The sequence below is a fragment of the Amycolatopsis acididurans genome, assembly GCF_012328925.1.
GTDB classification, from domain to species: Bacteria; Actinomycetota; Actinomycetes; order Mycobacteriales; family Pseudonocardiaceae; genus Amycolatopsis_E; species Amycolatopsis_E acididurans.
Genome location: NZ_JAAXLS010000064.1, coordinates 1 through 22,102 on the forward strand (window position 1 = coordinate 1; position 22,102 = coordinate 22,102).

General features: G+C 72.0%; 23 protein-coding genes. 9 read left to right on the forward strand and 14 right to left on the reverse strand.

Translation table 11 applies throughout. From position 1 onward, the window contains the following. Nucleotides 1-120: 120 nt before the first annotated feature. The 4 genes from HFP15_RS38250 to HFP15_RS38265 are packed head-to-tail and all read right to left on the reverse strand — an operon-like array spanning nt 121 to nt 2,252. Nucleotides 121-846: an ESX secretion-associated protein EspG gene (locus HFP15_RS38250; RefSeq protein WP_168522794.1), complete on the reverse strand. Its 726-nt coding sequence runs from the start codon at nt 844-846 to the stop codon at nt 121-123. Beyond that, on the reverse strand, nt 843-1,394 hold the full coding sequence (locus HFP15_RS38255) for a PE-PGRS family protein (RefSeq protein WP_168522796.1): 552 nt from the start codon (nt 1,392-1,394) through the stop codon (nt 843-845). Before HFP15_RS38255 ends, HFP15_RS38250 begins: the two co-directional genes overlap by 4 nt. 11 nt (nt 1,395-1,405) lie before the next feature. Next, the gene (locus HFP15_RS38260; RefSeq protein WP_312871949.1) at nt 1,406-1,909 is read right to left on the reverse strand and encodes a DUF3558 family protein; all 504 of its coding nucleotides are present in this window, start codon (nt 1,907-1,909) and stop codon (nt 1,406-1,408) included. Continuing rightward, entirely contained in the window at nt 1,902-2,252 is a 351-nt protein-coding gene (locus HFP15_RS38265) for a hypothetical protein (protein ID WP_168522798.1), read from the reverse strand. The genes HFP15_RS38260 and HFP15_RS38265 overlap by 8 nt, the downstream gene beginning before the upstream one ends. Nucleotides 2,253-2,491: 239 nt before the next feature. On the opposite strand from HFP15_RS38265, the gene HFP15_RS38270 reads away from it, so the two are divergent. The 3 genes from HFP15_RS38270 to HFP15_RS38280 are packed head-to-tail and all read left to right on the forward strand — an operon-like array spanning nt 2,492 to nt 7,329. Then, nucleotides 2,492-3,571, forward strand: a complete 1,080-nt coding sequence (locus HFP15_RS38270) for an AAA family ATPase (RefSeq protein WP_168522800.1) — start codon at nt 2,492-2,494, stop codon at nt 3,569-3,571. A gap of 6 nt (nt 3,572-3,577) precedes the next feature. Continuing rightward, nucleotides 3,578-4,861 (forward strand): DUF58 domain-containing protein, encoded by a 1,284-nt coding sequence (locus tag HFP15_RS38275; RefSeq protein WP_168522802.1) that lies wholly within the window; start codon nt 3,578-3,580, stop codon nt 4,859-4,861. After that, entirely contained in the window at nt 4,858-7,329 is a 2,472-nt protein-coding gene (locus tag HFP15_RS38280) for a transglutaminase TgpA family protein (RefSeq protein WP_312871950.1), read from the forward strand. The genes HFP15_RS38275 and HFP15_RS38280 overlap by 4 nt, the downstream gene beginning before the upstream one ends. An 80-nt stretch (nt 7,330-7,409) precedes the next feature. Here the strand turns inward: HFP15_RS38280 and HFP15_RS38285 are convergent, their stop codons facing one another. The 3 genes from HFP15_RS38285 to HFP15_RS38295 all read right to left on the reverse strand — a co-directional run bounded on the left by HFP15_RS38285 (nt 7,410) and on the right by HFP15_RS38295 (nt 10,046). Beyond that, nucleotides 7,410-7,799: an SCO2097 family morphological protein gene (locus HFP15_RS38285; RefSeq protein ID WP_168522804.1), complete on the reverse strand. Its 390-nt coding sequence runs from the start codon at nt 7,797-7,799 to the stop codon at nt 7,410-7,412. A gap of 184 nt (nt 7,800-7,983) precedes the next feature. Continuing rightward, nucleotides 7,984-9,270, reverse strand: a complete 1,287-nt coding sequence (gene dinB, locus HFP15_RS38290; RefSeq protein ID WP_168522806.1) for a DNA polymerase IV — start codon at nt 9,268-9,270, stop codon at nt 7,984-7,986. Nucleotides 9,271-9,302: 32 nt separating this feature from the next. Beyond that, nucleotides 9,303-10,046, reverse strand: coding sequence for a methyltransferase domain-containing protein (locus HFP15_RS38295; protein ID WP_168522808.1), 744 nt, complete (start codon nt 10,044-10,046; stop codon nt 9,303-9,305). A 62-nt stretch (nt 10,047-10,108) separates the two neighbouring features. Between HFP15_RS38295 and HFP15_RS38300 the strand changes: the two genes are divergently transcribed. The 4 genes from HFP15_RS38300 (at nt 10,109) to HFP15_RS38315 (ending at nt 13,808) form a co-directional block, all read left to right on the forward strand. Next, nucleotides 10,109-10,990, forward strand: a complete 882-nt coding sequence (locus tag HFP15_RS38300) for a ParA family protein (RefSeq protein WP_168522810.1) — start codon at nt 10,109-10,111, stop codon at nt 10,988-10,990. Further along, the gene (locus HFP15_RS38305; RefSeq protein ID WP_168522812.1) at nt 10,983-11,783 is read left to right on the forward strand and encodes a DNA-formamidopyrimidine glycosylase family protein; all 801 of its coding nucleotides are present in this window, start codon (nt 10,983-10,985) and stop codon (nt 11,781-11,783) included. The genes HFP15_RS38300 and HFP15_RS38305 overlap by 8 nt, the downstream gene beginning before the upstream one ends. A 407-nt stretch (nt 11,784-12,190) precedes the next feature. Then, complete coding sequence (locus HFP15_RS38310; RefSeq protein ID WP_168522815.1) at nt 12,191-12,727, forward strand: GNAT family N-acetyltransferase; 537 nt, start codon at nt 12,191-12,193, stop codon at nt 12,725-12,727. 46 nt (nt 12,728-12,773) lie between these two features. After that, nucleotides 12,774-13,808: a quinone-dependent dihydroorotate dehydrogenase gene (locus tag HFP15_RS38315; RefSeq protein ID WP_168522817.1), complete on the forward strand. Its 1,035-nt coding sequence runs from the start codon at nt 12,774-12,776 to the stop codon at nt 13,806-13,808. A 3-nt stretch (nt 13,809-13,811) separates the two neighbouring features. Here HFP15_RS38315 and atzF read toward each other — a convergent pair whose 3' ends face one another. The 7 genes from atzF to rimO all read right to left on the reverse strand — a co-directional run bounded on the left by atzF (nt 13,812) and on the right by rimO (nt 20,777). Beyond that, nucleotides 13,812-15,572 (reverse strand): allophanate hydrolase, encoded by a 1,761-nt coding sequence (gene atzF, locus HFP15_RS38320; protein WP_312871951.1) that lies wholly within the window; start codon nt 15,570-15,572, stop codon nt 13,812-13,814. Between the two features lie 91 nt (nt 15,573-15,663). After that, nucleotides 15,664-16,590 (reverse strand): phage shock envelope stress response protein PspM, encoded by a 927-nt coding sequence (gene pspM, locus HFP15_RS38325; RefSeq protein WP_168522818.1) that lies wholly within the window; start codon nt 16,588-16,590, stop codon nt 15,664-15,666. A gap of 66 nt (nt 16,591-16,656) precedes the next feature. After that, nucleotides 16,657-17,490, reverse strand: coding sequence for a PspA/IM30 family protein (locus tag HFP15_RS38330; protein ID WP_168522821.1), 834 nt, complete (start codon nt 17,488-17,490; stop codon nt 16,657-16,659). A gap of 269 nt (nt 17,491-17,759) precedes the next feature. Further along, the gene (locus HFP15_RS38335; protein ID WP_168522823.1) at nt 17,760-18,206 is read right to left on the reverse strand and encodes a helix-turn-helix domain-containing protein; all 447 of its coding nucleotides are present in this window, start codon (nt 18,204-18,206) and stop codon (nt 17,760-17,762) included. A gap of 95 nt (nt 18,207-18,301) precedes the next feature. Continuing rightward, nucleotides 18,302-18,766, reverse strand: coding sequence for a CinA family protein (locus tag HFP15_RS38340; protein ID WP_168522825.1), 465 nt, complete (start codon nt 18,764-18,766; stop codon nt 18,302-18,304). Next, on the reverse strand, nt 18,763-19,392 hold the full coding sequence (gene pgsA, locus HFP15_RS38345) for a CDP-diacylglycerol--glycerol-3-phosphate 3-phosphatidyltransferase (RefSeq protein ID WP_168522827.1): 630 nt from the start codon (nt 19,390-19,392) through the stop codon (nt 18,763-18,765). The genes HFP15_RS38340 and pgsA overlap by 4 nt, the downstream gene beginning before the upstream one ends. Continuing rightward, on the reverse strand, nt 19,392-20,777 hold the full coding sequence (gene rimO / locus HFP15_RS38350) for a 30S ribosomal protein S12 methylthiotransferase RimO (protein ID WP_312871952.1): 1,386 nt from the start codon (nt 20,775-20,777) through the stop codon (nt 19,392-19,394). The genes pgsA and rimO overlap by 1 nt, the downstream gene beginning before the upstream one ends. 108 nt (nt 20,778-20,885) lie before the next feature. Between rimO and HFP15_RS38355 the strand changes: the two genes are divergently transcribed. Together HFP15_RS38355 and HFP15_RS38360 are read left to right on the forward strand one after the other, a co-directional pair. Further along, on the forward strand, nt 20,886-21,398 hold the full coding sequence (locus HFP15_RS38355; RefSeq protein WP_312871953.1) for an amino-acid N-acetyltransferase: 513 nt from the start codon (nt 20,886-20,888) through the stop codon (nt 21,396-21,398). 26 nt (nt 21,399-21,424) lie between these two features. Further along, nucleotides 21,425-22,069, forward strand: a complete 645-nt coding sequence (locus tag HFP15_RS38360) for a hypothetical protein (RefSeq protein WP_246272425.1) — start codon at nt 21,425-21,427, stop codon at nt 22,067-22,069. Nucleotides 22,070-22,102: the final 33 nt, after the last annotated feature.

Consider the following 22,102-nt stretch of genomic DNA (forward strand, 5'->3'; position numbering starts at 1 on the left):
GTGGGGCGAGGTGGGGAGCCGCTCTGCCGGGCGGGCCCCTGCACGACCCCCGTCAGCCCGGGCCGGACGACCAGTCGGCCGCTATCGCTTGTCCGGTCCCCGTGCGAGTTCCGATGGCTCTCAGCCCGCGAACTCCGCCAGCCGCGCCGTCACGCGGGCCGCGTCGGCCGGGGCGACCGTGGCCCAGTCCTGCCCGCCCCGGCCCGGGGCGATGAAGCCGAAATAGGTCCCGACGTCGGTGCGGAACCAGCTGAGGCCACCGGCCCGGCGCAGCTTTCCGCCCTCCCGTACCCGCACCGAGAACTGGCCGCCGCCGGTCACCGGGCGCGCCTGGATGGCCAGCGCCTCACGGATCTGCGCCTCGTGGGCCGGCGAACCGCCCCCGTCGCCGAACACCGGGTCCTCCGCCGACCGCAGCGCCGCGGCGGGCAGGGTGACGCCGAATCCCGGGCCCGGGTCCCACGGCAGCAGGTCCACCACCGCGGACCAGATCTCGGTCGCCCGGATCGGCGACATCCCGATCGTGCGGCTCGGCTGCGTCGCCAGCACGGCCCGCTTCCCGCCGGCCGCGGCGACCGCCCGCAGCAGCTCGCCGCCCTGCAGCGCCTGGCATTCCACGTACAGCTCGGCGCCGGCCAGCGTCTCCAGCCGGTCCGTCAGCGACGCGTCCAGCTGCCGGCCACGGCACAGTCCGCGCGCGGCGAGGTTGTCGTAGACGGCTTCGGCGATCTCCTCACGCTCCCGGCCGGTCGCGCCGACGCTGGGCACCTCCAGCGGCGGCGGCACGCGGCCGAGCGCCAGATCCGACCAGACGACGTCGAAGGCCGAGGCGGAGATCTCGATCAAGACAGTTCCGGTGGCACGTCGAAGGAGCGGGCAGGTACGGCCGCACGCAATGCCGCGTCCCGCGTGTTCATGACGTCGATCGCCTTGAGCCGGGCCGCCTCCGAGGCCTCGTACCGCTCGTTCATCGCGTCGGAAAGCCCCAGCAATGCGAGGAAATTCCCGCCGTGGATCGCCTCGGAGATCATCTGGACCGGGTTGTACGGCACCGGTGCGGGCATCTCCGCACGCGCCCGCGCGGCGATCCCCGCCTGCTGGCCGACCGCGTCCGCCAGCGCGTACGACACCTCCGTCGCCTGCTCGGACCAGCCCGCGGCCTTGGCCAGGGTGTCCCGCACCGCCTCGCCCGCGATGCCCTCCCACGCCTCACGGCTCCGGTCGGACATCAGGCCCAGCGCCTGCACCGACTCGCGCAGCCGCTCACCCAGTGCCGCCCACTGCTGGCCGATCTGGCCTGCCGCCGCCGGGTCGTTGCCGGCCGCGACCTCGGCCGCCATCGCCTCATGGGTATAGGACTCGTACCGGCGCCCCGGCTCCGGTGCCTGTTCCACGATCGGTCCTCCTAAGGCAGTTTCGGCTCGATCAGCTGCGCCACCGTGGTGGCCTTCCGGCAGGCGGCACGGCTGTCGGAGAAGGTCGCGTTCGTCACGTCGACCTGCGCGCTGGCCCGCTCCCCCGCCGCCAGCAGCACGGCGCAGCCACCGGTGGACGAGACCGTGACGGCCTCGTGCCTGCCGACGGTGCCCCGCTTGCCGCCCTGGGTGTCCAGATCAGTCAGCGCGGCGGTGTCGTCGAGGGTGACGGTCAGCCCGAACGCGCCGGTCTCGGTCCAGTCGCACGCGCGGGCGGTGCCGATCGTCTTGTCCTTGCCCGCCGACGTCAGGCCCGCGGTGGACCGGTCCGACGGGGACAGCAGCCCGCACGGCTGGAGTGTGGCGAGTCCGGCCGCCGTCGTGGACGGCGCGGGAGTGCTGGTCACGGGCGCGTCGGAGGCCGCCTGGACACCGCAGCCGGCCAGCAGCCAGCCCACGGCCAGCACGAGACCCGCGCTCGAGCGCCTACCCACCGCTGCAGTCGACGCCGCCGGCGGCCGCGTCGTCGGCGGCCTGGTAGCGCTTGAGCGCCTTGCCGACGTTGTCCTTGAGTTTCTCCAGCTCCTGCCCGAACCGGGCAAGCTGGTCGGCGGCCGAACCCGGGCCGTCGATGCCGTAGCGCGCCATGAACGTGCCGATCTCCTCGGCGTAACCACCGCCGAGGGGCACCTTTCTGCCGAGCACCCGCGCCTCGCGGACCATCTCGCCCACGACGTCCTGCAGCTTGGTGAGCTGGGCGAACGTGGTGGCGGCAAGCTCAGGGGACACCGCGAACGCGCCACTGCTGACGCCCGGTGCCGTCCGAGTCTCGGTCATCGTGCCTCTCCGTAGCCGGCCGGATCCTCACCGGAGCATACAGCCCGGAGGCCAATCGAGGGTTCTCTCACGCGGTTGGCGCGAGTTTGACACACTTGGTGGCAGGCTGGGACGCGGTGTGGCAGGGCAACTAGGCCCCTCCCGGGCTGCCGCGCCCCAAGCTGTGAGACGCTCCCGCGCCGTCCGCCCTATGAGCGCGCGTGTGGGGCATGCGCCAGACTTCGGCACCAGGAGGTCGAGTGACGTCGAGGATCCAGCCTGCGGCCGGTGAATACACCGGCGAGCAGGCGGCAGGGCAAGCGCCGTACCACCCGTCCGGCATGCCCGGCCACAACGGTCACGGCACCGTTTCCCTCGACGAGCTGCACGACACGATGCGGCGGATCGCCGCCAACGTGGAACGCGTGCTCGTCGGCAAGCCCGACGTGGTGCGCATCGCGCTCGTCACACTGCTCGCCGAGGGACATCTGCTGGTCGAGGACGTGCCCGGGGTCGGGAAGACGTCGCTGGCCAAGGCGCTGGCCCGCTCGATCGACTGCACCGTCAGCCGCATCCAGTTCACCCCGGACCTGCTGCCCAGCGACGTGACCGGGGTGTCGATCTACAACCGCCAGACCGGCGAGTTCGAGTTCCGGCCGGGGCCGGTGTTCGCGAACATCGTGGTCGGCGACGAGATCAACCGCGCCTCGCCCAAGACGCAGTCCGCGCTGCTGGAGTGCATGGAGGAGCAGCAGGTCACGGTCGACACCTCGACCTACCACCTCGACGACCCGTTCATGGTGATCGCCACCCAGAACCCGATCGAGATGGAGGGCACCTACGCCCTGCCCGAGGCGCAGCGCGACCGGTTCACCGCCCGCGTCTCGATCGGCTACCCGGACGCGCAGGCCGAACTCGCGATGGTCGACGAGCACGCGGGCCACAACCCGCTGGCCGACCTGCGGCCGGTGTCCGACGCCGCGACCGTGATCCGGCTGATCCGTTCCGTGCGCGGCGTGCACATCTCCCCCGAGGTGCGCCGCTACGCCGTCGAGCTGGCCGCCGCGACCCGGCAGGTTCCGGAAATCCGGCTCGGCGCCTCGCCCCGTGCCACCCTCCAGCTCGTGCGCGCCGCCCGGGCGCAGGCCGCGCTGGCCGGCCGCGAGTTCGTCGTCCCCGACGATCTGCACGCCGTCGCCATCCCGGTGCTGGCGCACCGCCTGGTGCTGACCACCGAGGCGCATGCCGCCCGCCGGTCGGCCACCGACGTGGTGCGCTCGGTGCTGCAGCGTGTCCCGGTGCCCCAGGGGGCGCCGGTCAACGGCCAGAACCGCCGGTAGCCAGCCATGTTCCGGTCGCTGTCCGGACTCACCACACGAGGCCGCTGCCTGCTCGCCGCGGGTGTCGCCGCCGCCGTCTGCTCCGTCGTGCTCAACGAACGCGACCTGCTGCGCGTCGCCGTGTTCGTGATCGCGCTGCCGCTGCTGGTCGCGGTGTTCATCGCCGCGTCGAGGGTGCGCATCGGCGCGTCCCGCAGGCTGCTGCCGGACCGGCTCGCCGCGGGCAGCCCCGGCGAGGTCGAACTCGCCTTGTGGCGCAACGGAAAACTGCCCGCCGGGGAGGTGCTTCTCGAAGACGGCGTGCCCTACGCGCTGGGCTCCCGCCCGCGGTTCGTGGTGGAGCGGCTGCCGCAGGGGCGTGTGGTCGGGCTGCGCTACCCGATCCAGCCGATGCTGCGCGGCATCCAGCAGGTCGGCCCGCTGCGCGCGACGCTGACCGACCCGTTCGGGCTCTGCGAGTTCGACCGCGAGCTGATCGGGCACTCCCGGCTCGTCGTGGTGCCGCGCGTGGTGAGCCTGTGGGGCCTGCCGGGCGGGGCGGGTGCCGGCGCCGGGGACGACGGCAGCGTGCGGCTGCACGCCGGCCAGGGCGAGACCGACGTGATCGTGCGGCACTACCGCCAGGGCGACGATCTTCGCAAAGTGCACTGGCGCTCGACCGCGCGCCGCGACGAGATCATGGTCCGCGTCGAGGAACGGCCGTGGCGTGGCGGCACCACCGTGTTGCTGGACCACCGGGCGGCCGCGCACCACGGCACCGGCCCGTCCGCGAGCCTGGAGTGGGCGATCTCGTTCGCCGCGAGCGTGTGCCTGCACATGCGCAAGGCGGGACACCGCGTACGCCTGGTCAGCGAGCACGGCAGGGTCATCACGGCCGCGCCGGACAGCGACACCGCCGGCGGCGAGGGCTACGACAACGTCATCCTGGACGCGCTGGCCGCGCTCCAACCCGCGCATCAGCGGGATCTCACCACCGGGCACGACCCGGCCGAGGGGCAGGAGCTGATCGCGATCCTGGGCACGGTGAGCAACGAGGCCGTCAGTGAGCTCTCCCGGTACCGGCCGCGGGGGGCCCGCAGCTTCGCGGTGCTGCTCGACACCCCGGCGTTCACCGGCGGGGTCACCGCGCCGGAGCAGCGCGCCGCCGCGACCAGCGAGTCCGCCGCGCTGCTGCGCGCCGCCGGGTGGGGTGTCGTGGTGGCCGAGCCGACGATGCCGATGACGCAGGTGTGGGCCGAGCTGTGCCGCACCGTCACCGGCAGCGGTTCGCTGGTCGGTGGTCCGCTGTGACCGCCACACTGCCCCGTCCGGACGGCGCGCCTCCCGGCCCGCCGCAACCGCATGTTCCGACCAAGCGGCACGTGCAGCCGCCGCCCGCATGGCGCAGTTCGATCCTGGCGCCGATCGCGGCCGGGATCGCGACCCTGTGCGCGTCCACGTCGCTCACCGGTGTGGTCGCGGGCGCCGGTTACCTCGGCTACGTCACCGTCACGGTCGTGCTGGTGGGCTGCACGGGGCTGGCGCTGCGCTCGGTGCGCACGCCGATCCCGCTGGTCGGCCTCGCGCAGCTGGCCGTGTTGCTGCTGCTGGTGACCGGCGTGTTCACCGGCAGCGGGATCCTCGCGATCATTCCCGGACCGGCCGCGTTCACCGAGCTGGACGGGGTGCTCACGGCCGCGTTCGACCAGATCCGCACCGGACTGCCGCCGGTCGATCCGACGCCACCGATCCTGTGCCTGGTCACGATCGCGATGGGCATGGTGGCGGTGCTCGTCGACACGCTCGCGGTGGCGGCCTCGGCGCCCGCCGCGACCGGGCTGGTGCTGCTGTGCGTGTACGCGGTGCCCGCGTCGCTGTCCGACACGATGCTGCCGTGGTGGACGTTCGTGCTGGGCGCGGCCGCGTTCGCCGGGCTGCTGGCCGTCGACGGTAATCACCGGCACCGGCGCTGGCGCAACCGGGACGCACCGGGGCTCGGCGGCTCCCCGGCCGCGGCCTCCGTGCCGGTCGCGGTCGTGGCGATCGCGCTCGTGTGCGGGCTGATCACCGGTTCGGTGGTCACCGTGGTCGGCACCGTGGGACGGCTGCCCGGCAGCGCGAACGGCGGATCCGGCTCGGGCTCGGGCGGGCTCGGCGTCAACCCGTTCACCTCGCTGCGCGGCATGCTCGACCAGGGCAGCACCGTCGACTTGTTCCGGGTCCAGGGCCTGGGCAACGACAAACGGCTGCTGCGGGCGTTCACTTTGGACACTTACCGGCCCAACCAGGGCTGGAGCCTGCCCGACGGCCCGATGCCGGCCGGATATCCGGCGAACCGGACGCTGCCGGCGGCGCCGGGCGACGACGGCGCGGGCGATTCGCGGCGCATCCAGATCAACCCGCTGAACTGGGTCGACGTGTGGCTGCCGGTGTACGGCCAGCTGCGCGGGCTGGAGAACGTCAACCCCGGCTGGTTCTACGATCCGGCCAGCGGCGCGGTGTTCAGCGAACGCAAACAGCACGCGCAGCCCTACACCGAGCTGGCGTCGCTGGCCGAACCGAGCAAGCAGCAGCTCGAGGGCGCACAGCCCGACACGCGCGACATCGCCCCCGCCTACACCCGCGTCGCCGGCGTGGACCCGCGCGTGGTCGCGCTGACCAAGCAGATCACCGCGAGCGCGCCGACCATGTTCGACAAGGCGACCGCGATCTGGCGGTACTTCACCGCGGAGAACGGGTTCACCTACGACACGCAGACCGCGCCGGCCACCGACTCCGACGCACTGGCCGACTTCCTGCTCAACGGCAAACGCGGGTTCTGCGAGCAGTTCGCCTCGTCGATGGCCGTGATGCTGCGCGTGCTCGGTATCCCGTCGCGGGTCGCGGTCGGTTTCACGACCGGGTACGCCGACGGCGATTCACGGGTGATCACGTCGCAGGACGCACACGCGTGGGTCGAGGTGTACTTCGGCAGCCGGCTCGGCTGGGTCAGCTTCGACCCGACCCCGCGCTCCGACGGCCGCGGCTACGTCCCGTCCTACCTGCAGTCCGGCAGCTCCCCCAGCAATCCGTCCTCGGCCAACGGCGAGCAGGTGCCGAGCGTGTCGACCACGCAGCTGGCACCGGGCGGCGGGCCGAGCACCGCGCCGGGCCAGAACGGCGGCACGGGCAACCAGCAGGCCGCGGCCTCCAGCGGTGTGCCGGGCTGGACCGGCTGGATCGCGCTCGCCGTGGTGCTGGTGGCGATCGCGCTGACGCTGACGGCGTTCGCGCTGCGCCGCCTGGCCTCGTGGCTGCCCTTGGCGGCAGCGGGCGCCTGGCTGCTCGCCGTGGTGCTGAGCGCCTGGCTCGTGCACTGGTCGCTCGCGGTGATCGTGCTCGTGCTCGCGCTGGCGGTGGTGGCGCCCGCGGTGCTGCGGGAGATCACCCGCAGACGGCGCTGGAGCACGATCGCGGCGCGGGAACCGGGAGCCGCGAACGCTGCCTGGGCGGAGCTGCTCGACGAGTGCGCCGACCGTGGCGTGCCGATCCCCGCGACCGACACGGTCCGGGTCGCGGCGCAGAAGGTCGCGCACGAACACCATCTGGACCAGGCCGGTCAGGACCACCTGCGCACGGTGGTCGGCGTGGTGGAGCGATCCTGGTACGGCGCCGAGACCGGCGACGATCCTCGGTTCGCCCCGGCGTTCGACGGCGTGCGGGAGAGCTTGCGGCGCAACGCACCCATGTCGTGGCGCGGCCGGCTGTTCCCCCGGTCGATCTTCCGCCGCCGCAGGTGAAGGTCCGGCCCCCGGCCTGATCGGGGCATGCAGAAAGGCGAGCGCTCGTGGTGAGCACTCGCCTTTCGCTGATGACGGCTCTACTGGTCCTCGAAGCGCTGGCGGAAACGTTCCTCCATGCGCTGCGTGAACGAGCTCCTGGTCTTGGCCTGTGCGGCCTTGCCCTCGCCCTTGGGCTCGCCCCCGTGGCCGCGCCCGGACATGAGCGCGAGCACGACGCCGGCGAACATCACGAGGAACCCGAGCACGCTCGCTACCGGGATCTCGGCGACCCACAGCGCCTTGACCATCACGCCCACCACGAGCAGCGCGACCCCGACTACGAACAGCGCGATCCCCTGGATTCGGCGGCGACGGGCGGGCCGGCGGAACCGGGCACCGCGCACCGTAGACGCGAACTTGGGGTCCTCGGCATAGAGCTCGCGCTCGATCTGGTCGAGCAGCCGCTGCTCATGCTCGGAGAGTGGCATCTTTCCTCCTCCGGCACAGCTGTCGCGGGCGCCGGGCCGCGCAACGTCCTGGACCCAACATTGGCACCCCGACCGGGGTGCTGTCCTCCAGGATACGAGGCTCGCGCGCGGACGACTACCCGATCCCGTACACAAGCTGTGCCCCTTTTGGTTCTTGTGCGATTTTCGCTGGCACGCTGGTGACTTAACGACGGGAATCGCTCTCCGGTTCAACCGGACGCTGCTTCCGTTTGGGTGAACCTGGCCCCAGCAGGGACGCGGGCCGGATGGCGGCGGCGCCGAACTTCGACCGCGCCACGTCGGCGGCGACCTCCGCCTCGCGCCAGCGCGGCTCGGGTTGCCCGAAGGTCAGCTGTTCGGGCTCCTCGGTACCGGAGAGCCCTTCCACGCGCACCCCGAGCAGCCTGATCTCCGCACCCGCGGCCGCTTCCCCGAACAACGCCACGGCGGTCGTGTGGATCACTCGCGCCACGTCGGTCGCCGAGGCGAGGGTGCGGGCGCGCGTGATCGTGCGGAAGTCGGCGAAGCGCACCTTGATCGACACGGTGCGCCCACGCACCGCCTTGGCCCGCAGGCTGGCCGCGACGCGCTCGGACAGCCGCAGCAACTCCCGCTCCAGCACCGGCAGATCGCGCTGGTCGGTGTCGAAGGTGTGCTCGGCGCCGATCGACTTCTCCGCCGTGTCGATCTCCACGCCGCGCTCGTCGTGCCCGTTGGCCAGCGCGTGCAGATGATCCGCCGCCGCGTTGCCCACGGCCCGCCGCAGCCGGCTCAGCGGCGCGACGGCGACGTCGGCGATCGTGGCCAGCCCCAGCCGCCGCAGGCTTTCCTCGGTGCGCTTGCCGACACCCCACAGCGCCGAGATGGGCAGCGGATGCAGGAACGCGAGCGTCTCACCGACGGGCACCACCACGACCCCGTCCGGTTTGGCCATGCCCGACGCCAGCTTCGCGACGAACTTGACCCCGGCCACCCCGACCGAGCAGGCGATGCCGTGCTCGGCCCGCACCCGCTCGCGGATCAGCGCCGCGACCTGCGCGGGCGTGGCGCCCAGGCGCCGCAGCGCCCCGCTGACGTCCAGGAAGGCCTCGTCCAGGCTCATCGGCTCGACCAGCGGGGTCAGCTCGCGGAAGATCGCCATGACGCCCTTGGACACCTCGCCGTAGAGGCCGGGCGTCGGCGGGATGAACACCGCGTGCGGGCACAGCCGGCGGGCCACCGCGACGGGCATCGCGGCACGGACGCCGAACTCGCGCGCCGGGTAGTTGGCCGAGGTGACCACCGACCGCGGCCCCGCACCGGCGACGACCACCGGCTTGTGCACCAGCTCCGGGCGGGTGCGCAGTTCGACGGCGGCGAAGAACGCGTCCATGTCGACATGCAGCAGACCGCATCCGGTGTCGTCGGGCACGTGCCGTGCCGACACCCGGAACCGCTCATGACCGGGCGGCAGGCCCGCGTTTCTCCCCATCGCCGCAGAGCTTACGTGCGGGCACCGACAATTCAGGCGCGCCGGGCGATCACGTGCAGCCGGGAGGCGATGTCCCGCAGCGGCTGCACCACGCTGGCCGCGGTCTCGAACTCGGACAGTTCGTCGCCGGTGAACAGCTCGGCCTCGGCCTCGCCGATCGAATCGGCCACGATGCCGTCGCCCTGCAGCAGCGAGATCCGCAAGCCCGCGGCCTCCAGCAGCGTCGTCAGCCCCGGCGCGTCGAAGCGGCGGGCCAGGCTCTCGCCGTCGTCGGCCAGCACGCCGTTCGCACCGGTCAGCAGCTGGATCGCCTCGCCGACGCGGCCGGCGAGCGCGCGGTGCAGCACGGCGGCGTGCCGGTTGGCGGCCAGCACCGACACCGCGCCCTCCGGCGCGATGACCGCGGCCAGCCCGGCGGCCACCGCGCCCGGCTCGTCGACGACCTCGAGCAGGCCGTGCGCGAGCACGAGATCGGCCGAGCCCGGGGCGACGCGCTCGCTGAGCGCGTCGGTGTCGTCGGCGACGACGGTGATCCGGTCGGCGACCTCGGTCTCCGCGGCGCGCCGGCGCAGCGTCGCGAGCGCGTTCTGGTTCGGCTCGACGACCGTCACCAGGCAGCCGGCCGCCGCCAGCGGCACGGCCCACACCCCGGTGCCGCCACCCACGTCGACGACGTGCGGCTCGGTCACTCCCCGCGCCCGTGCGCGAGCCAGCTCGTCCTCCAGCGCGCGCCACACCGCGTTCGAGCCTCGTGCCGCCCCGATCTCCGTTCGCATGGTGGGACAGCCTAGTGAGGCAGCAGACGCGGCCCGGGAGGACACCCGGCTACTCTCGGAGCGTGCATACGGTCGCCGTACTCAGCCTCAAGGGAGGCGTCGGCAAAACCACGGTCGCGCTCGGAATCGCGTCGGCCGCGATGCGGCGCGGCATCCGCACGCTGGTGGCCGATCTCGACCCGCAGGGCAACGCCACGGCCTCGCTGGACCCGCCCTACACCGACGCCACCCTCGCCGACGTGCTGGAAACGCCGCACCGCTCCGTGCTGGAGCGGGCCATCGCCGCCAGCGTGTGGAACGACGACGTGGAGGTGCTGGTCGGCTCGGAGGAGCTGGAACTGCTCAACGAGCCCGGCCCCGACGAGGACAGGCTGCTCAACCTCGCCCGCGCACTGGACGAGCTGGACGAGTCCCCGCGCGATGGCAGGCCGTATGACCTGGTGATCCTCGACTGCCCGCCCTCGCTGGGGCGGCTGACGAAGTCCGCGCTGGTCGCGGCGGACAGCGCGCTGCTGGTGACCGAACCCACGATGTACGCGGTGGCCGGCGCGCAGCGGGCGCTGGAGGCGATCGAGCGCGTCCGCGACGATCACAACGCGGAGCTGCGCGCGGCCGGCGTGCTGGTCAACCGGCTGCGCCCGCGCTCGCACGAGCACCAGTTCCGGATCGCGGAACTGCGGGAGTCCTTCGGCGCGCTGGTGATGCCCACGGCGATCCCGGACCGGCTGGCGATCCAGCAGGCGCAGGGCTCGTGCAGCCCGATCCACGAGTGGCACTCCCCCGGCGCGCAGGAGATCGCGCTCACCTTCAACATGGTGCTGGCGAAGATCCTGCGGTCGAACCGGGCGGGCAGGCACCGCATCGACAACGACGAGGACGCGACCGCGGCGACACCCGAGACCGAGACGACCGGTCCGATCGAACCGATCCGTTCCGATGCCTGAAGGCGACACCGTCTTCCTGGCCGGCAAGCGCCTGGAGCGCGCACTGGCCGGAAAGACGTTGTCCCGTACCGATTTCCGCCATCCCGCGCTGGCCACCGCCGATTTGTCCGGGCACACCGTGCTCGGCGTGCGGACGGTCGGCAAGCATCTGCTGACCCGGTTCTCCGGCGAGCTGAGCCTGCACAGCCATCTGAAGATGGACGGCTCGTGGGAGATCTACGCGCCCGGTGCGCGGTGGCGGCATCCGGCGCACCAGGTGCGCGTCGTCCTCTCCGCACCCGATGTGCAGGCGGTCGGTTTTCGGTTGCACGACTTGAAAATCCTGCCCACCGGCGAGGAGTCCCGGCTCGTCGGCCACCTCGGCCCGGACCTGTTGGATCCACAGTGGACGGACGAGCACGCGGAGCGGGCGGCGGCCGCGCTGGCCGCCGAGCCCGGCCGCGAGCTCGGGCTGGCACTGCTCGACCAGCGGATCATGGCGGGTGTCGGCAACCTCTACAAATGCGAGATCTGCTTCCTGCTCGGCGTGACCCCGTGGTCGCCGGTGTCGGTTGTGGACACGGGCAAAACCGTTGCGCTGGCACGGAAGCTGCTGCTGGCCAACGCGTGGCGGCACGAGCAGAGCACGACCGGGGAGCTGGCGCGCGGCCGCCGCAACTGGGTCTACGAGCGCACCCGGCAGGGCTGCTTCCGGTGCGGCGGGCGGGTGCGGGTGGCCCAGCAGGGACACGACGTGCAGCGCCGCCCGACGTGGTACTGCCCGAACTGCCAGCGCGGCCCCGCACCGGAGTGAAATAAATGATGTTGCCCGTCGGCGGATTCCGGCCTAGCGTTGCGGTTACACGGGAAAGGAGGTGGTCCAAAGTTGTTTAACTACAGGACTCGTGAGGTGGCTGTCCGCTAGCGGACCGTCCGAGTTTCACAGGTCGCGCCGGCGCAGGCGAGTGCCCGCCGCGCGACAGGACACGACGGCCTGCGAGCGAATACCAGGCAGTCACCGGACCCCCGGCGTCCCGAGAATAGTCCGGCTCGGGCCGGAGCGGCTGACGACGCTCCGGAGTTCGCGCCGGGGGCTCCCACCATCCACCCGCCGGAAATACCGGCAGTCAACCGGGTGAGCCACGACAGATCGCTAACTTTTCGGCACATTCGGCCGCAAAAGTTGCCTCCATCCGGCCGACAGCCACTACCCTGCTCGATGTGCTCCAGCCCACATACCCGATCAGGACGGCGCGGCTCGCACTCCGCCCGTTCAAGCGTGGTGATCTCGCCGCGCTGCATGCGATCCACTCGCATCCGGACGTGACCCGCCACCTGGGCTGGGCGCCGCCGGGCAACCGGGCCGAGAGCGCGCGGCTGCTGGACACCAAGATCGCACAGTCCGAATTGGCCGAACCGGGCCAGGCGCTGGCGCTGGGCGTCGAGCTGATCACCTCCCGCGAGCTGATCGGGGACCTGAGCCTGCGCTGGTACGCCGAGGACAAGGACAGTGGCGAGATCCTCGTCCTGTTCCACCCCCGCCATCACGGCCGCGGCTACGCGGCGGAGGCGACCACCGAGCTGCTGCGGCTGGCGTTCGACTCGTTCGGTCTGGAGCGGGTCCACGGCTACTGCGACCCCGGCAACATCGCGTCCGCCTCCCTGATGGAGGGCCTCGGCCTGCGGCGCGAGCCGTCCGCGCGGCACGACGGCGAGCTGGCCTACGCGATGTCCGCGGGCGAGTGGAAGCGCGGCTGACCGGCCCACCGGCGGCCGGCGCACGGCCACCAGCGAAGATGGGCATGTGCTGTTCGAATCGCTTCTCCGCCCCGCGCTGTACCGGCTGAGCGCCGATGATCCCGAAGTGGTGCACGAACGGACCTTGCGGGCGCTGAGCACGCTCAGCGGTGTACCGCCCGTGCTGTCCGCGCTGCGCGGATGCTACGGCGTGGACGATCCGGCGACCGTGTTCGGCGTGCGGTTCCCGAACCGGGTCGGACTCGCGGCCGGGATGGACAAGGACGGGCGCGCGTTGCGGGCGTGGCCCGCGCTGGGCTTCGGTTTCGTCGAGGTCGGCACCGTGACGCGGCTGCCGCAGCCCGGCAACCCGAAGCCCCGCCTGTTCACGCTCGCCGCGAGCGACGGGGTGATCAACCGGATGGGTTTCAACAACTCCGGCGCCGAGGCACTCGCGCACAGGCTCGCCAGGCAAGGCAAACCGTCCGTCCCGTTGGGAATCAGCATCGGCAAGTCCAAAGTGGTCCCGCTGGAGGAGGCGGTCGCCGACTACCGGGCCTCGCTGCGGGCGCTGCATCCCTACGCGGACTACTTCGCGATCAACGTCAGCTCCCCCAACACCCCGGGGCTGCGTGCCCTGCAGGACAAAACGGCGCTCGCCGAACTGCTCGCCGAACTGCGGAGCACATCGGACTCGCTCGGCAGCACTCCCCTGCTGGTGAAAGTCGCCCCCGACCTCACCGACAGCGCGCTGGCCGAGCTGCTCGAAGTGTGCGACGCGAACGGCGTCGCGGGCATCATCGCGACCAACACGACCCTGTCCCGCGACGGCCTCGCCCCGGCCGACCAGCCACTCGCCGGCGAGGCCGGCGGGCTGTCCGGACGTCCGGTGGCCGCACGGGCGCTGGAGGTGGTGCGGTTCGTGCACCGGCACACCGGAGGCACGCTGCCGGTGATCGGCGTCGGCGGGATCTTCAGCGGCCAGGACGCGCGCCGCATGCTGGACGCGGGCGCGAGCCTGGTGCAGGTCTACACCGGATTCGCGCTCAAGGGACCCGGGCTGGTGCGCGAGATCAACCGCACACTCGCCGGGTGGCGCTGACCCTCACGCCACCATGGGCCGCGTCGCGGTCAGATAGCGGAGGTAGGCACGCCAGTCTCCGAAAGCCGTGATGTCCGGACCCGACGAAGCCGCCTGCGGATCGCAGTGGAAGCCGATCGCCGTGGTGCCGTCGTCGAGTTCGATCTCGCCTGCCGTCAGCGGCGCGCGCGGCTGCGCGAGGAACCTGCCCAGCGCGCCCGGCGACAGCGTCCACCGCTCCCCCGTCAGCGACGCGCCGTCGGGCACACGGACGATGCCGGGCTGCGGAGCGGAGCCGGGCAACGCGACCATCCGGTAGCGCTCCGCGGTGAGTACCTCGCCGCGGAAGCGAGCACCGAGTGCGCTCAGCTCATGGTTCAGCGGCTGCCCACGCAGGTGCGCGCCGAACACGACGAGGTCGATTCCCGTTGCGGGACAAGGGGTTCTGAGCTGCTCACCGGCCAGGAACGCGGCGATGTCCAGTGCGATCTGGTCCTCGAACGCCCTCGCGAGCACCATGACCCCGAAGTGGCCGCCGTCGGCACGGCCGGCCGGGACGGCCACCGCGGCCATGTCGAGCAGGTTCGCGAATGTCGTGTACGTGCCCAGCCGCGCGCTCACCCCGGCCGGGTCGGCGGCCACCGCGGCGAGCGTCGGATGCTCGGGTGCGGTGGGCAGCACCAGCGCGTCGAAGCCGGCAAGCGCTTCCCCGGCACGCAGCCGCAGCTCGCCCAGCCTGGCCTGGTCGGCCGCCAGCCGGTGCGCGGGCAGCTCCCGCGCGGCCAGGACGATCTTCGCGACCACCGGGTCCACGCCTTCGGTCGCGCCTTCCAGGAACTCGCCGATGGCCGCGTAGCGCTCGGCGACGAACGCGCCGCCGTAGAGGAGCCTGCCTGCCGCCAGGAACGGCGAGATGTCGACCGGCTCGACCGTGGCGCCGGAGGCGAGCAGGTCGCCGACGGTGCGCGCGAACGCGGCCCTGCCCTCGGCGGTCAGCGGCGCCAGCCCGGCCACGTCGGGAACCGCGATCCGCGGGCGCGCGCCGGCCGCGAGACGCACGTAGTCCGGCCACGCGCGGCTCAGCGGATCGGACCGGTCGGGCCCGGTCATCACCGCCAGCGCGCGCTGGCCGTCCACGATCGACCTGGCGAACACCGTCACGCAGTCGCAGGACCGTACCGCCGGCACGACCCCGCGCTTGGGCACCAGGCCCATCGTGGGCTTGATCCCGACGATGCCGTTGAACGCCGCCGGGACCCGGCCCGACCCCGCGGTGTCGGTGCCGATCGCGATGTCGACCAGCCCGAGCGCCACCGCGACCGCCGATCCGGCGCTCGACCCGCCGGACACCCTCGTCGGATCGTCGGCGCAGGCCACCGGCCCGTGCGGGGTGCGGGTGCCGGCCAGGCCGGTGGCGAACTGGTCCAGGTTGGTCTTGCCGAGCACCACCGCGCCCGCGTCGACGAGCCGCGCGACGGCGGGCGCGCTCGCTTCCGGGGTGTAGGAGTAGCCGGGGCAGCCCGCCGTGGTCGGCAGCCCGGCCACGTCCACGTTGTCCTTGACGGCGACGAGCATCCCCGCCAGGGGCAGGGATTCGCCCGCGCGGACGCGGTCGTCGACCGCCTTCGCGTCGACCAGGACGTCCTCGTACGAACGCAGGGTGATCCAGATGTCCGGCCGGTGGACCTCGGCGAGACGGTCGTAGGCGATGAGGACCTGACGATGCGCGCTGACGGGCGCCGGGGGCAGGGGCGCGGGTTCGCCAGGCAAGGGCAGCATGTCCATTCACCTGACGTTAAACAGCCGACATTCCGGATACCAGCTGTCTCGCGTTACGCCCAGGTATCGACAATTCCCGGAGTGCCGCCCTGGCGCGTCAGGAAATCTCGCGCAGCGCGATCGCCAAGCCCGCCAGCCGGTCGGTGGCGTCGGCGAGCGCGTCCTTGGACTGGCGCACCCCGGACCCGCTCGCGGCGACCGCGCGGCCCGCGGCCGCGACCAGCGTGCCGTAGTCGTCCAGGCCGTCTTCGAGCTGCTCAAGGAGGTTTTTGATCGCCGCGTCGAGCGCCTTGCGCTCCCCGGCGGGGGCCGAGTTACGGGCGCGTTCGATGGCCTCGACGCGCGCCCCGAGCCCCCGCAACGCGGCCGCCGCCTCCGCCGCGGTGCTCCGGGCGTCGGCGACCGAGTCCGGCAGCACGAGCGAGGAGGGCGCGGAGAGCTGACGTAACAATTCGGCCAGCGTCTCCTCGCTCTCGGCGAGACGCTCCATCGGTGCCCGCGCCGCCGAACCGGTGCGGGGCAGCGGCGGCGGGGCGGTGTTCACCGGCAGCTCGGTGCGGTTGAGCCTGCGCAGGCGCATCCCGGAGCGGACGCCCAGGGTCGCGAACACGATCGCGAAGAACGCACCGCCCACGGCCTGGCTCACCCCGCCGGCGCCGATGAGCCCGAAGCCGGAGGCCGTGGCCGCGAGCCCGCACAGGATCGTCAGCAGGATCCACAGCGTCAGCGCGCGGGACGTGCGGCGCTTCTGCCGGGCCAGCTTCGCGGCGGGCTCGTTCCAGCGCACCCAGCGCGCCTTGACCTCGGCCACGACCGGCACGTCGCGGATCGACGGGGGCCGCGGCGGGGCGGGACGCCGCAGCGGATTGGGCCGCGTGTCCCGCCTCGTGCTCTCCTGCTGCTCCGGCGGGAAGTAGCGCTGGAGCTTGTCCTGCGCGCGCTGGGCGTACTCGGGCAGGCGTTCGATGTACTTGTCCAGCTTCGCGCCGAACTCGCTGAAGTCACGCCGGCCCGAGGCGCTCATGAGCCAACCCCCTTCGCGGCCACCGTCTCTACGCCGGCGACCGCTCGCTGTGCGGCGCGCGTCCGCTCAGGCCTGGTTCTTCTGCTCGGCCTGAACGCGCGCCTGGATCTCCCGCTGAATGTCTGCCTGCGAGCTGCCCGCCGCCGTGGTGGAACCGTCGGTGACCTGCGCGACCGAGTCCCCCTTGATGGACGCGCGGATCTGCTCGAGCCGCGAGTGCCCGGCCAGCTGCGTGGTGGCCTGCTGCACCTCCAGCATCCGGCCCTGCACCGAGTTCTGCGCCAGCTCCGCCGACCCGAGCGCCGTGGTGTAGCGGCGCTCGATCTTCTCCCGCACCTCGTCCAGCGACGGGGTGTTGCCGGGGGCGGCGAGTTCGGACATCTGGTTGAGCGAGGCCGAGACCTTCTCCTGCATCTTGGCCTGCTCCAGCTGCGAGAGCAGCTTGGTGCGCTCGGCCAGCTTCTGCTGCAGCATCGTCGCGTTGCGCTCGACCGCCTGCTTGGCCTGCGCCGCCGCCTGCAGCGACTGGTCGTGCAGCGTCTTGAGGTCCTCGATGCCCTGCTCCGCGGTGACCAGCTGCGTGGCGAAGGCCTCGGCGGCGTTCTCGTACTGGACCGCCTTCTCGGTGTCGCCCTTCTCGCGCGCCTCATCGGCCAGCACCAGCGCCTGGCGGGCGGAGGCCTGCAGCTTCTCGACCTCGCCGAGCTGCCGGTTGAGCTTCATCTCCAGCTGCCGCTGGTTACCGATAACCGCCGCGGCCTGCTGGGAGAGCGCCTGGTGGTTGCGCTGCGCTTCCTCGATGGCCTGCTGGATCTGCACCTTGGGGTCGGCGTGCTCGTCGATCTTCGACGAGAACGCGGCCATCAGGTACTTCCAGGCCTTTACGAACGGGTTGGCCATCTGTTCCGCCTGCCTTCTTACGTCCCACTGTCCAAGTTGTCCCGATGATCATGTGGGGCGCTGCTCTCCCCTAACCGAGCAACGTCCCGACCTCGGCGTGGGTTCCATCGTGTCAGGTCAGCGCCTGCTGTTCCAAGCGACCCCGGGGGTATTTCAGGGTGGACCCTGATCGTGTCCGGCGGCGCATCGCCCCGCAAGCGCAAGAAGGCCACCGCCAGGGTGCTGGGCACTCCCGGCGGTGGCCTTCGCGGCTCGTGGTCTTGTCGGGCTCAGGCCGCGACCATCTTCGGCGCGCGGATCGTGGTGCGCAGGGCGGGGCCCACGCGCTGCCCGGCTACTCGCAGGTCGGCCAGGTCGTTGCCGATCACGCCGTTGACCGGGCGGCCGCCCTCGAGACGACCGGAGGCCTCCGCGTGCTCGGGCCGCGCCTTGCCTTCGCCGTCCTCGGCACGCTCCCCCTCGGGGATCGTGTCCACGGTGTCGAGCGCGGAGACGTCGGCGGCCACGTTGTGCAGCAGTTCACCGAGCGGAAGCTCCAGCGCCTCGCAGATGGAGGCCAGCAGCTCGCTCGATGCTTCCTTCTGCCCGCGCTCCACCTCCGACAGGTAGCCGAGGCTCACCTTGGCGGCGCGGGAGATATCGCGCAGCGTGCGGCGCTTGTTGGTGCGGGCATGACGAAGCCGATCACCGATCGCCTCGCGCAACAGCACGGTCATCACGCGCCTCCCTTCCTGATACCGACCACGTTACCCAGACCGGGCCCTCCACCGCAGCGATTGACACGGTCGTACGCCAAGGGCGAACGCTTCGATCAAGTCAGATGTTCCGTCAACAACTGGAACGCGGCGCGCACCGATTTGGTTCGAACGGCGCCCCGATCTCCCTCGAACCAGTGAGTACGGACGTCGCGCAGCCCTGGTCCGGCCAGCCCGATGTGCACGGTGCCGGGCACCACGCCGTCCTGCGGATCCGGCCCGGCGACGCCGGTCAGGCCCAGCCCCCAGTCCGCGTCGCAGCGATCCCGCGCACCCTCCGCGAGCTGCGCGGCGACCTCCGGATGCACCGCGCCGTGCTCGGCCAGCAACGCCGGGTCCACGCCCGCGAGCCGCGCCTTGAGGTCGGTGGCGTAGACGATCAGGCCACCGCGCACCACGGCGCTGGAACCCGGGACCTCGGTCAGCGAGGCGCAGACCAGCCCGGCGGTGAGCGATTCGGCGGTCGCGACGGTCTCGCCGCGTTCGAGGAGCCGGGCGACGAGCGGGCGGGCCAGGGTCATGACCGGCTGACCGTCCTGCCGCCCGTGGCCCGCAGGCGCACCGCGCGCACCACGTAGTCGAGCCCGGTGACCACGGTCAGCACCAGCGCGACCCCCATCAGCGCCCAGCGCACCGGCTCGGCGGCGCCGGGCAGCGGCAGCAGGTACATCACGATCGCCGCGATCTGCGTCAGCGTCTTGGCCTTGCCGCCGCGGCTGGCGGGGATCACACCGTAACGGATCACCCAGAACCGCAGCAGTGTCACACCGATCTCCCGCACCGCGATCACGATGGTGACCCACCACGGCAGCTCGCCGAGCACGCTCAGCCCGATCAGCGCGGCGCCGATGAGCGCCTTGTCGGCGATCGGATCGGCGATCTTGCCGAAGTCCGTGATCAGCCCGTAGCGCCGGGCGACCCAGCCATCGACCTGGTCGGTCAGCGACGCGATCGCGAACAGGATGGTCGCGACCACGCGCCATCCGGTGTCGGCGCCGTCCCCGGCGAACAGCGCGACGACGAAGACGGGGACCAGCACGAGCCGCGACAGGGTCAGGATATTGGCGATGTTGACGTTGGAGACCCTCGTGCGCGGCGGCAGGCCGTGGCCCTGGGCCTCGGCCGACTCGTCAGGCTGCGTGGCCATCAGCCCGGCCGCACGATCAGGTCGACACCCTCGCTGTCCACGACGCGGCACCGCACGATCTGGCCGATCTCGGCGTCTTCCGCGTCGAGCAGCACGCAGGCACCGTCAACCTCGGGCGCCTGGTGCGCGGCGCGGCCGACGACCTCCTCACCGGTCTCCTCGACCAGCACGTCCACGGTCTGGCCGACGCGTTCCTCGGCCCGCTGCGCGGTGAGCTCCTCGACCAGCGCCGAGATCTTGGTGACCCGCTCGGTGACCAGGTCCGGGTCGAGCTTGCCGTCGAAGCCTTCGGCCTCGGTGCCGTCCTCGTCGGAGTAGCCGAACACGCCGACCGCGTCGAGCCGCGCGCCGGTCAGGAAGCGCTCCAGTTCGGCGAGGTCCTCCTCGGTCTCGCCGGGAAAGCCCACGATGACGTTGGTGCGGATGCCCGCGGCCGGCGACAGCTCGCGGATCTGGTCGATCAGCGCCAGGAACGAGTCGGTGGAGCCGAACCGGCGCATCCGCCGCAGCACCCGCTCGCTGGAGTGCTGGAAGGACAGGTCGAAGTAGTCCGCGACGCCGGGCGTGGTCGCGATCGCGCGCACCAGGTCGGGGCGGGTCTCGGCGGGCTGCAGGTAGGACACGCGCACGCGCGCGATGCCCTCGATCTCCGCGAGCCTGGGCAGCAGGCGCTCCAGCGCGCGGGTGCCGCCGTCGGCCTTGCTCAGGTCCTTGCCGTAGGACGTGGAGTTCTCGCTCACCAGGAACAGTTCGCGCACGCCCTCGCCGGCCAGCCACGCGGCCTCGGCCAGGATCTCCTCCGGGCGCCGCGAGACGAACGACCCGCGGAAGGACGGGATCGCACAGAACGCGCAGCGCCGGTCACAGCCCGAGGCGATCTTCAGCGCCGCGACCGGGCCCTTCTCCAGCCGGGCCCGCGGCACCCAGCCGTGGCCGGGCACGCTGATCTCGGGGGCCGTGCTCTGCCGGTCGACGGGTGTGATCGGCAGCAGCGTCCGGCGGTCGGCGGGCACGTGTGAGGCGATCTTGTGCCCGGACACGATCTCGCCCAGACGCTCGGCGAGGTCCGGGTAGTGATCGAAGCCCAGCACGGCGTCGGCCTCGGGCAGGCTGTCGGCCAGTTCCGCGCCGTAGCGCTCGGCCATGCAGCCGACCGCGACGACCTTGGCGCCGGTATCGGCGGCGGCCAGCAGCGTGTCGACCGAGTCCTTCTTGGCCGATTCGACGAAGCCACAGGTGTTCACCACGACCACGTCGGAGGCTTCGGGGTCCTCGGACAGCTCCCAGCCACCGGCGGCGAGGCGGCCTGCCAGTTCCTCGGAGTCGACCTCGTTACGGGCACAACCCAAGGTCAGTAATGAAACGCGGCGAGTGGGAGAAGACACGCCAATCAGGGTAGCCGCAGCGGCAGGCCGGGCGTCGCCAGCGGTACCCGCGCGCGGGTGGCGCGACCCACCGCGACAAGGCGGATGCGGCCCGGATACGGTCGATCGGTGCAGCAGGATCCTCCCACCAACATCACCGTCCGGCGGGCCCGCATCTCCGACGTGCGCAAGATCAAGGCACTCGTGGACGCCGACGCCGGACGGGTACTGCTGGAGAAGGAACTGGTGACGCTGTACGAGCACGTGCAGGAGTTCTGGGTGGCCGGCGCCGACGAGGAGATCGTCGGCTGTGGCGCGCTGCACGTGCTGTGGGAAGACCTCGCCGAGATCCGCACGGTCGCGGTGAACAAGGCCGCACGCAGTCAGGGCATCGGGCACACACTCGTGGGGCGGCTGATCGAACTGGCCGTCGAACTCGGCCTGCGGCGGATCTTCGTGCTCACCTTCGAGACGAGTTTCTTCGCCCGCCACGGATTCCGCGAGATCGACGGGACGCCGGTGCCGCAGTCGGTCTACGACGAGATGCGCCGTTCGATCGACCCCGGCGTCGCGGAATTCCTGGAACTGCCTTACGCCAAGCCGAATACGCTCGGCAACACCCGTATGTTGCTGGAGCTCTGAGCGGGATCGGGTCCACAATGGAGCGCATGGGGCTACGCGGGTGGCTGGCCGGCGCGGTGGGGGTCGCGGGGATCGTCGCGACGCTGGCGATCCCGTCGGCGTCCACGGTCGGCACGACGAGCGGGCAGGCACCGGCGCCCCCGCCGAAGCCGGTCGTCGTGCCCGGCTGCGAGCAGGGGTGCCAGACGGTGTTCTCCGCGGCGCTGCCCGGCGGCCGCAGGCTCGACGGGCTGTCCTCGGCAGGCGGCGCCGTGCTGGCGTACTGGAGCGGCGGGAACCTGCTCGGCACCACCCAGGTGCGGGGCAGCGACGGGCGCCCCTACGAGCGGGTGACCGGCGGGGTCTGCGGTTCGGGGCACTGCTCGGTGACGTTCGATTTCGGGGCCCACTCCGCGGCCGTGGCGTCGCTGCGGCTCGACTCGAAGATCACCGTCGGCACCACGGTCGAAGGCGTCGTCGCCGACGCGCGGGACCTCGACGGCGACGGCATACCGGACGCGGCCGTACGGCAGAGCACCTACGATCCCAGCTTCGCACTCGCGCCGCTGTACTGGGAGACCTACCTGCTGCGGGGCGACGATCTGGTGCCGACGGGCTGCTCGGCGCCGGTACACGGCCCGCAGGATGCCCCGGCGGCGCCGGTCACGGGCGAGTGCCCGATGAACATCTAAACATCGCGCAGAGTAGTGATCATCACAAATTTG

Excerpts from the sequence above, each read along its gene's own strand:
- pspM (WP_168522818.1), bottom strand. The coding sequence starts at position 16,590 with ATGAGCGCCTCGGGCCGGCGTGACTTCAGCGAGTTCGGCGCGAAGCTG.
- HFP15_RS38360 (WP_246272425.1), top strand. The coding sequence starts at position 21,425 with ATGGGGCTACGCGGGTGGCTGGCCGGCGCGGTGGGGGTCGCGGGGATC.
- HFP15_RS38275 (WP_168522802.1), top strand. The coding sequence starts at position 3,578 with ATGTTCCGGTCGCTGTCCGGACTCACCACACGAGGCCGCTGCCTGCTC.
- pgsA (WP_168522827.1), bottom strand. The coding sequence starts at position 19,392 with ATGGCCACGCAGCCTGACGAGTCGGCCGAGGCCCAGGGCCACGGCCTG.
- HFP15_RS38340 (WP_168522825.1), bottom strand. The coding sequence starts at position 18,766 with ATGACCCTGGCCCGCCCGCTCGTCGCCCGGCTCCTCGAACGCGGCGAG.
- HFP15_RS38305 (WP_168522812.1), top strand. The coding sequence starts at position 10,983 with ATGCCTGAAGGCGACACCGTCTTCCTGGCCGGCAAGCGCCTGGAGCGC.
- HFP15_RS38295 (WP_168522808.1), bottom strand. The coding sequence starts at position 10,046 with ATGCGAACGGAGATCGGGGCGGCACGAGGCTCGAACGCGGTGTGGCGC.
- HFP15_RS38265 (WP_168522798.1), bottom strand. The coding sequence starts at position 2,252 with ATGACCGAGACTCGGACGGCACCGGGCGTCAGCAGTGGCGCGTTCGCG.
- HFP15_RS38285 (WP_168522804.1), bottom strand. The coding sequence starts at position 7,799 with ATGCCACTCTCCGAGCATGAGCAGCGGCTGCTCGACCAGATCGAGCGC.
- HFP15_RS38335 (WP_168522823.1), bottom strand. The coding sequence starts at position 18,206 with ATGACCGTGCTGTTGCGCGAGGCGATCGGTGATCGGCTTCGTCATGCC.
- HFP15_RS38330 (WP_168522821.1), bottom strand. The coding sequence starts at position 17,490 with ATGGCCAACCCGTTCGTAAAGGCCTGGAAGTACCTGATGGCCGCGTTC.
- atzF (WP_312871951.1), bottom strand. The coding sequence starts at position 15,572 with ATGGACATGCTGCCCTTGCCTGGCGAACCCGCGCCCCTGCCCCCGGCG.
- dinB (WP_168522806.1), bottom strand. The coding sequence starts at position 9,270 with ATGGGGAGAAACGCGGGCCTGCCGCCCGGTCATGAGCGGTTCCGGGTG.